This window comes from Streptomyces sp. NPDC002057 (assembly GCF_040296665.1).
Taxonomy (GTDB): domain Bacteria; phylum Actinomycetota; class Actinomycetes; order Streptomycetales; family Streptomycetaceae; genus Streptomyces.
The window spans coordinates 1-8657 of sequence record NZ_JBEOXR010000104.1; the positions used below are offsets into that span (position 1 = coordinate 1).

The window sequence follows — 8657 nt, forward strand, 5'->3', positions numbered from 1 at the left end:
ACGCCCGCGAGGTCCCCGGTGCCGTCGCCGTCGCCGTCGGCGAAACTGCGCGGATACACCTGGTAGATGACGGCGTCGCGCCACCAGTCGTCGGTGCGATGCGAGAGAGGGGCTGCCACGTGAGGGTCCTTTCGGGCAGGTCGGGGTTCTTCGTCGCCGGCCCGGATGCTGCGGGGCATGGGAAGGCGGGCCGGCGACGAAGGCTTCTGGGTGCGGTGGCGGGGGCGGGCGCGGTGGCCTCGGGACCGGTGGGAGCGCGGTCGGAGGCCCGGCCGGTGTCGACCGGGTGCGGCCGGTCAGCCCTTGAGTCCGCCGGCGGTGAGGCCGCTCATGATGTTGCGCTGGAAGACCAGGAAGATGAGGAGGGTCGGCACGGAGGCGATGGTGAGCGCGGCGATGAGCACGTTCACCGGCACTCCGTTGGAGAGCGAGTAGATGCCGACGTTGAGCGTCTGCTTCGACGGGTCGGGCAGGGTGAGCATCGGCCAGAGGAAGTCCTTCCAGACCCCCACGACGGCGAAGATGGAGACGACTCCCAGGATCGGCCGCGAGATGGGCAGCACGATCGACCAGAGGATCCGCACCGGGGAGGCCCCGTCCATCGACGCGGCGTCGAGCAGCTCCTTGGGGATGGAGTCGAAGAAGCGCTTGAGCAGGAAGATGTTGAAGGCGTTGGTGACGGAGGGCAGCCAGATCGCCCAGGGTGTGTTGAGCAGGTTGCGCTCGATGATGGGCACGTCCAGGACGGTGAGGTACTGGGGTACGACGAGGACGGTCGCCGGGATCATCAGGGTCGCCAGCATCAGGCCCAGGATCGCCTTGCCGAGGACGGGCCGCAGTTTGGAGAGCGAGTAGGCGGCCGCCACGTCGAGGACGAGTTGGAAGGCGAGGGCGCCGAGCGCGTAGTAGAGGGTGTTGAAGAGCAGGGTGGCGAGGTCCATGACCTCCCAGGCCCGGGTGTAGTTCTCCGGTTCGAACGTTCCGGGCACCAGGGTCGGGGGTGTCTGGATCACTTCCTGGGTGTCCTTGAAGCCGCTGGACACGAGCCAGTACAGGGGGCCGAGGAACGCCAGGGTGAAGCCGCCGACGACCACGGCGAAGACGGTCCAGTAGAGGACCTTGCCGCGCGGGCGGGCGAGCTGCGACGGCGAGATGAGTGTGCGTGTGGACATGGTGGTCTCCCCGGTCCTACTCGTCCTCGGCGCGGCTGAGCTTCACGTACGCCGCCGAGAAACCGGCCAGGAGTACGAGGAGGAGCAGGCCGAGCGCCGCCGCGGCACCGTAGTTGTTGAAGTTGAAGGCGTACTGGTAGATGAGGTAGACGACGGTCGTGGTCGATCCCTCGGGTCCCGCGCCGCCGGTGAGCAGGAACGGTTCGACGAAGACCTGCATGGTGGCGATGACCTGCATGAGCAGCATCAGCGACAGGATGAGGCGGGTCTGCGGGATGGTGACGTGCCAGATCTTGCGGAGGATGCCCGCGCCGTCGAGTTCGGCCGCCTCGTAGAGCTCGCCGGGGATGGACTGGAGGGCGGCCAGGTAGATGAGGGCGGCGCCCCCCATGTTCATCCAGGTCGAGGCGATGACGACGGAGAGCATGGAGAGGTCGGGGTCCTGGAGCCACTGCTGCTCGGGCAGGCCGACGGTCCGGAACAGTTCGTTGAGGAGGCCGTAGCCGGGGTCGTACAGGTACTTGAAGAGGAGGACCGAGGCGACCGGGGGGAGCATGACCGGCAGGTAGACGAGGAGTCGGAGGTACCCCTGGCCGTGGTGGAACTCGTTGATGACGAGGGCGACGACGAAGGGGACCGCGAAGCCGAAGACCAGCGCGAGCACGGTGAACAGGAGCGTGTTCCGCCAGGCCTGCCAGAAGGCCGGGTCGTTGACGACGGTGACGAGGTTGTCGAACCCGACCCAGGTGGTGTGGCCGCTCTCGGTCTTCTGGAAGGCGAGGAAGAACTCCCTGACCATCGGGTACCAGGAGAACACCGCGAAGCAGACGACCGCGCCGATGAGGAATCCGTGGGCGGTGAGGTTGCGCTTCAGGTTCTTGGCGAACCGGCCACCGGGGGGTGCGGGGTCCGTCCCCTGCGGCGGGGAGGGGCGGGGGGATCCCGCCTTGCTCGGGGTCAGGCTGGGGGCCGACATCGTCGCTCCTTGGTGCTGGTCTGCCGGGGTGTGGTGCCGTGGAGGGCCGGGTCCGGTCGGGGCCGGCGGGGGCGGCCGGTCGGTCCGCCCCCGCCGGGGCCCGTCACTGGTTGGCGAGGACCTGGTTGACCTGGGTCTCGGCGGTGGCGAGGAGCTTGTCGATGTCGGCGTCCTTGTTGGTGAGGAGGCCCGACATCACGTTGTCGAGGACCTTGTAGACCTCCTGCGCCTTCGGCGGCTCGGCCTTGCCGGCGACGGGGTTGTCCATGAAGGCCTTGAAGTTCGCCACCGGCATGGTGGCGTTGGCGAGGCGGGCGGCGTCGTCCGTGGCCTTGGAGCCGTTGAGCCAGAAGTTGGGCTGCGGCACGCCGACGGGCAGGGCGTCCTGCTTGGTGCGGGCCCAGTCGAACTGGCCCTTGCCGACGGTGAGGTTCTTGAAGGTGAGCCAGGCGACCGCGGCCTTGATCTTGTCGCCGGAGATGCCCTTCTTGATCATGTAGTTGTTGCCGCCGGCCAGCGTGTTCCTGCCGCCCGGGATCGGGCCCATGCCGAAGTTCTCGTACTTCGCACCGAGCTGCTGGACCATGTACGCGATGTCGTCGGGGGCGGCGAGGAACATCCCGAGCTTGTCGGTGGCTATCTGCTTCTGCAGGTCACCCCACTTCAGCAGCTGCGTCTTGCCCATGGAGTCGTCCTCCCAGCGCATCGCGTGGAGGTTCCGGGCCACCTGCTTGCCCAGGTCGTTGTTGAACGCGGCCTTCGTACCGGAGGCGTCCACCACATCACCGCCGACGCTGTACATCTGCGCGGTGAAGTGCCAGCCACCGGTGTTGCCCGCGCTGTACTCACCGAAGCCGGCGACACCGTTCCCGAGCCCGGCGATCTTCTTCGCGGCGGCCCGGACCTCCTCCCAGGTACGCGGCGGCGCGTCCGGGTTCAGACCCGCGTCCTTGAACAGCTTGCGGTTGACCAGCAGACCCATCGTGTAGTTGCTGGTGGGCAGCCCGTACAGCTTGCCGTCCTGCTTGAGCGAGTCGAGGACGTTGGGGTCGATGTCCTTGAGCAGCGGCACGCTCTTGTCGTTGACGTACGCGGTGATGTCCGCGGCGCCGTCCTCGGAGAGCACCTGCGGCAGGTCGGTGAAGTACGTGTAGAACACGTCCGGCTGGGACTTGGCCTTGAGCATCGCGGTGAACCGCGGCGGCTCCAGACACTGGCCGGGGGTGGAGCGGCCCTCGATGGTGACGTTCGGGTACGTCTTGTTGAACTCGGCGACGTCCTCCTTCCACTCCTTGAGCTCGGCCGCCTTCGCCGCCGGGGGCATGCAGTCGATCGTGAGCGTCACCTTGGTCTTCGGGTCCAGCGGGGCGGTGGGGTCGGAGGACCCACCGCCCTTGGAACCGTCGCCGCCGTTGTTGTCGCCGCTGCTGCTCGTGCCGCAGGCGGCGAGAGCGGTCAGCGTGAGGGCGGAGACGAGGGTGACCGCGCTGGCGCGGCGCGTACGGCGGAACCGGGCTCTTCTCATGGGTGGTCCCCTTCGGGCCTGAACGTGGAGGTCGCCCCACCGCCTGTGCGTTGTGGGGCGCGGCACACTCAACCACTCCCAACAAGTGAACGCAAGATATCGCGCTGATTTCGTAATTGCCTGACAGGAGACGGGAGGTGGCGGGAGGGCACTGCTCACGAAACCGACAGTGTGCGGGCTTCAGCGGGCCCGTACGCCCCTCGCCGCAACGCCATGGGGCAGAATGCGCGCAAGACCGATGCAAGGGGCTGCAAGCCACCTGCATCGGCCTCACGGGGTCGGGACGGGGATCACCCCGCCGCTTCGGTCAGGGGTTGATGTTGATCTTGAAGGTGGAGGTGGTGTTGCGGACGTCCACCGCGTTGCCGCTCAGCCGGAGGCCGTTGAAGGTCACCTCGCCCACGGCGGGGCCCTGCCCCGACTCGGGCAGCTCGTTGGCCCAGAGGCCGAAGCCGGACTTGGCGTCGAACGCGTCGCCGCTCTTGCGCGCCCCGGTGATCGAGACGTCCGTGAAGACCGTGTCCTTGATGGGGAACTGCGGCTGGCCGCCCACGTAGTTGGTCTGGAACATCACCCCGCTGTAGGTGGGGTCGACGATGTCCACGTGGTTCACCCTGATGCCCTGGAAGACCTTGGAGGCCGAGAAGACCCAGATGCCGGGGAAGGTCTGGGAGCCCCAGAAGTGGCCGCCCGCCCGGACGACGGAGATGTTCTCGAAGGTCGTGGGTTCGGTCCCGAAACCGTTCATCGGGTAGCCGAAGTCCAGGGAGGAGATGGTGATCCCCGAGTAGACGAGGGTGTCGGCGATGTGGATGTTGCGGAAGGTGTTGTCGTAGCCGCCGTAGACGGCGACACCCGCCGCCCGCCAGGTCAGGGTGCTGGTGAGGTTCTCGTACACGTTGTTCTTCATGTCGGCGCCGCCGGCGTCGATCGCGGAGAACAGCGCGAAGCTGTCGTCACCCGTCGCCCGGGCGTCGTTGTTGACGACGTGGTTGTCCGTCGAGCCGTTGGTCATGTTGATGCCGTCGGCGAACATGTTGCGGATCCGGGAGTTCTTGATCGTGATCCGGTCGGTGTTGGCGCCCCAGTACAGGCAGACCATGTGCTCGTTCCAGATCTCGTCGATCACGATGTCGGAGACGTTCGCGAAGTCGAAGACCTTGCCCGGTCCGTCGATGCGCGAGGTGTAGTTGCCGAAGTAGGCGAAGCCCTTGAACAGCGAGCCCTTGGCCGCCGCCTCGGCGCGGAATCCGACGTCGGTGTTGTCCTGCGTCGACGGCGCGTGGAACTTCGTGTACCAGGGTCCGGCGCCCACCACCTTGACCGGCTTGCCGTACACCTGGAACTTGCTCGCCGTCTGGTAGTCGCCCGGCGGGAGGTAGACGCCGACGAGCGTGCCCGTGGTGTCCATGCGGACCTTGTCCAGGGCGTTCTGCACGTCCTGGTGGCCGAATCCGGCCGGCACGGTGTACGTGGCCGGGTCCGGGTTCGTGACCGGGGCGACCTGCTCCAGGTTGACGAAGTCGATCGCGTACGTGGAGGTGTTCGCCGCGTCCTTCTGGAGCCGGATCTTGGCACCCGCCGGGACGTTCTCGCCCAGGAGGATGTGCGCCTCGTCGTAGATGTGGCGCGGTGCGCCCGAGCCCGGGGAGTTGCCGGGGGCGGTCTCGGCGCCGTACAGCCACGCGTACTTGGACGTCAGCGGAAGCGCCTTCTTCAGGACGCCGTTGACGTACACGTTGATCGTGGAGTCGATGCCACCGCCGCCCGGGGCGTCCGGGATCGAGAAGCGGGTCACCAGGGTGTTGGTCGGGCGCCGGGTGGTGAACTCGACGTACTCCCCCGTCGCGTCCAGGCTGACGGCCTTGCGGCCGGAGGCCTCGCCCGCGATGTCGCCGACCGTGCGGTTGGGCCCGGCGACGGTGGCTCCGCCGCCGACGGCGCCGTCCTCGGCCTCGTACATGTCGTACGGCATGTTCGCGCCGCGTCCGACGAAGAGGGGCTGGGTGGAGGTGTTGTTGGCGCGCTTGACCGGAAGCTCGTTGGCGTCGTCGGCGAGGACCGTCCGTACCGTGTACGAGCCGTTGGCGGCGGTCCACGGGCCGAGGTTCACGTCGGCGCTCGCCCCGGCGGCGAGCACGCCGTTGTGGGCGCCCGTCAGGGTCTTGACGGTGGCTCCCGTCGAGTCGACGAGGGTGAGGGTGACGCCGTGGCCGCCCGAGGCGCTGGCCGTGGTGCCCTGGTTCTTGACGGCCACCTTGAAGGTGACCGTGTCACCGGCGGACGGGCTGGACGGGGAGGTCGTCACCGAGGCGGCGACCAGGTCGGAGCTGGAGACCGGCGCGACCACCAGGGCGGTGGGGCGCGTGTAGGTGTTGTTGGTCTCGTTCTGCTCGATGACGGCGTTCGCGTCGTCGGCGACGGCGCTCAGTTGGTACGAACCGGCGTCGCGGGCGCCGATGGAGGCGGTGACCGTGGTCTGGGCACCCGCGGCCAGGGCGCCGACCTGCGCGGTGGCGACCTTGGTGCCGCCGAGACGGAGCGCGACCGTGCTGGCCGGAGCGGCCGCGGGGCCGCTGTTGCGGACGGTGGCGCCGACCGTGATCGGGTCCGACTCGACCGGGGAGGCCGGCGTGGTCGTCAGACCGGTCACCTCCAGGTCCGGGTTGGGCGCGGGGACGCCGATGACCTGGAACTCGGCCAGCTGGCCGGCCGAGGAGCCGGAGTTGGCGGTGAACTTCAGCTGGACGTCGGCGACCCGGCCGGAGACGGGGATCGTGACGGTGTTGCCGGACGCCGGGTCGAAGGTGTAGCTCTTCGCGGCGGCGAGTCCGGTGAAGCCGGTGGCACTCTGCTCGCGGCCGAGGACCTCGACGGTCTGGCTGCGGGACCCCCAGGCCGTGTCCGGGTTGAGCTTGAGGACGAGGCTGTTGACGTCGGCGTTGGAGCCCAGCTTGACGGTCAGGGTGTTCGGGTAGCTGCCGCCCGCGCCTTCCCAGTAGGTGCTGACGTTGTTGTCGTTGGCGTTGGCCGCGACGAAGCTGTGGACGGTGGAGGAGGCGTTGATCTCCTTGCCGACCGCGAGGTTGGAGCCCGTGCCGCCGCTGCCGGTGCGGGTGACGGCGTTGCTGTCGGTGGACTGGTTGCCCGCCGCGTCCTTGGCGCGGACGCGGTAGGTGACGGTGGCGGAGGCCGGCTGGGTGTCGGTGTAGGTGGTGACGTTCCCGGCGACGCTGCCCCGGAGGACGTTGTTGGCGTAGACGTCGTAGCCGGTGACGCCGGTGTTGTCGGAGGAGGCGTTCCAGGTCAGCCTGATCTGGCCGGCGCCGGGCTCGGTGAGCGCCAGGTTCGCGGGCGCGGTGGGCGCCTGGGTGTCCCCGGTGTCGCCGGTGCGGGTGACGGTGTTGCTGTCGGCGGACTGGTTGCCCGCGGCGTCCTTGGCCCGAACCCGGTAGGTGACCGTCTGGTTCGCCGGCCGGGTGTCCGTGAAGGTCGTGACGTTCCCGGCGACGCTGGTCAGCAGGGTGCCGTTGGCGTAGATGTCGTAGCCGGTGACGCCGGTGTTGTCGGTGGCGGCGTTCCAGGTGAGCCGGATCTGTTCGGTGGCCGGCTGGGTGAAGGCGAGGTTCGCGGGCGCGGTCGGTGCCTGCGTGTCGCCCGTCTGCGGTCCGTAGACCTCCAGCTCGGAGAGCTGGGCGGCGGGCTGGACGCTGTTGGCGGTGACGAGGACCCGGACGTAGCGGGTGGTGGTCGCGTCGAAGGCGATCGTCGCGGCCCGTCCCCCGGCGGCGTCGAAGGTGTACGCCTGGGAGGTGGTCAGGTCGGTGAACGAGGTGCCGTTCGTGCTGCCCTGGATCTTCAGGGTCTGGCTGCGCGCGCCCCAGCCGTCGGGGAGGCGCAGGACGACCCGGTCGACGCGGACGGAGGAGCCGAGGTCGGCCTGGATCCACTGCGGGAGGGTGTTGTTGGTGCTCTCCCAGTAGGTGGCCCGGTTGCCGTCGTTGGCGTTGCCCGCCGTGTACACCTCGGTGTGGCTGCTCGCGGTCAGGGTGCGGCCGCTCGCGAGGTTGGCGGAGGATCCGTCGGCGGCGTGCACCTCCAGCTCGGAGAGCTGGGCCGCCTGCCAGCCGCTGTTGGCGGTGATGTCGACCCGTACGAACCGCGTCTGGGTGGCGGGGAAGGTCACCGTGACGGTGTTGGCCGCGCCCGGGGCGAAGGTGTAGGAGGCGGAGCTCTTCAGGGTGGCGAAGCTGGTGCCGTCGGCGCTGCCCTGGACGGAGAGCGTCTGGTTGCGGCTCTCCCAGCCGGCGGGCAGCTTCAGGACGACCTCGTCCACGCGGGTGGTGGCGCCGAGGTCGACCTGGACCCACTGGGGAAGGGTGCTGCCGGCGCTCTGCCAGTACGTGCCCTGGTTGCCGTCGGTGATGTTCGCGGCACCGTACTCGGCGTGGGCGCTGGCAGCGGCGGCGGCGTCGCCGAGGGCGATGTTGGGGCCGCCGGCCGCCTGGGCGCTGATGAGGGGGCCTCCCAGGCTCAGGAGGCTGGTCGCGATCACGGCGCTCAGGCCCCGTGATCTCCAGTTGCGGATGGTCATCTGTCCTCTGTCTCGCTCTCGGCCTCGCGCACGGCGCGACGAGGCGCGGCTCGGTGGGGGGGGGTGTGTGACGGGGAAGGTGCGTGGCCCGTTCCGGCGGCCCGACCTGTAGGGCGGGCCGCCGGACCGGTGTCATGGGTGTCAGCCGTTCCTGATGACGAACTGTGAGCCGGGCTCGACCAGGACGTTGCCCTCGGCCGAGTTGGTGATGGTCACGCCGGTCAGGGTGGCGCTGCCGCGGGCGCCGCTCATCGCGAGGATGCCGGAGCCGTTGACCGACTTGTCGATGCGGACGTTGGTGATCTTCACGTCCGGCATCTCGCCGCCGCCGGTCTTGAACTGGATGCCGTCGTACGTGGAGTCGACGATGTCGGTGTCCCGGATGGTGAC

At 68.9% G+C, this 8657-nt stretch carries 4 protein-coding genes and 1 pseudogene; all 5 read right to left on the reverse strand.

From position 1 onward, the window contains the following. Positions 1-296: 296 nt before the first annotated feature. Positions 297-1172: a carbohydrate ABC transporter permease gene (locus tag ABT129_RS37745; protein WP_351910749.1), complete on the reverse strand. Its 876-nt coding sequence runs from the start codon at positions 1170-1172 to the stop codon at positions 297-299. A 16-nt stretch (positions 1173-1188) separates the two neighbouring features. Further along, positions 1189-2148, reverse strand: coding sequence for a carbohydrate ABC transporter permease (locus ABT129_RS37750; RefSeq protein ID WP_351910751.1), 960 nt, complete (start codon positions 2146-2148; stop codon positions 1189-1191). Positions 2149-2251: 103 nt separating this feature from the next. Then, a complete protein-coding gene (locus ABT129_RS37755; RefSeq protein ID WP_351910753.1) occupies positions 2252-3673 on the reverse strand; it encodes an ABC transporter substrate-binding protein in 1422 nt (473 codons plus the stop codon). A gap of 307 nt (positions 3674-3980) precedes the next feature. Continuing rightward, on the reverse strand, positions 3981-8267 hold the full coding sequence (locus ABT129_RS37760) for a discoidin domain-containing protein (protein WP_351910755.1): 4287 nt from the start codon (positions 8265-8267) through the stop codon (positions 3981-3983). A 141-nt stretch (positions 8268-8408) separates the two neighbouring features. After that, positions 8409-8657: pseudogene (locus tag ABT129_RS37765) on the reverse strand (hypothetical protein); the annotation flags it as partial.

Coding starts and splice junctions, on each gene's coding strand:
- ABT129_RS37760 (WP_351910755.1), bottom strand. CDS start 8,267: ATGACCATCCGCAACTGGAGATCACGGGGCCTGAGCGCCGTGATCGCG.
- ABT129_RS37745 (WP_351910749.1), bottom strand. CDS start 1,172: ATGTCCACACGCACACTCATCTCGCCGTCGCAGCTCGCCCGCCCGCGC.
- ABT129_RS37755 (WP_351910753.1), bottom strand. CDS start 3,673: ATGAGAAGAGCCCGGTTCCGCCGTACGCGCCGCGCCAGCGCGGTCACC.
- ABT129_RS37750 (WP_351910751.1), bottom strand. CDS start 2,148: ATGTCGGCCCCCAGCCTGACCCCGAGCAAGGCGGGATCCCCCCGCCCC.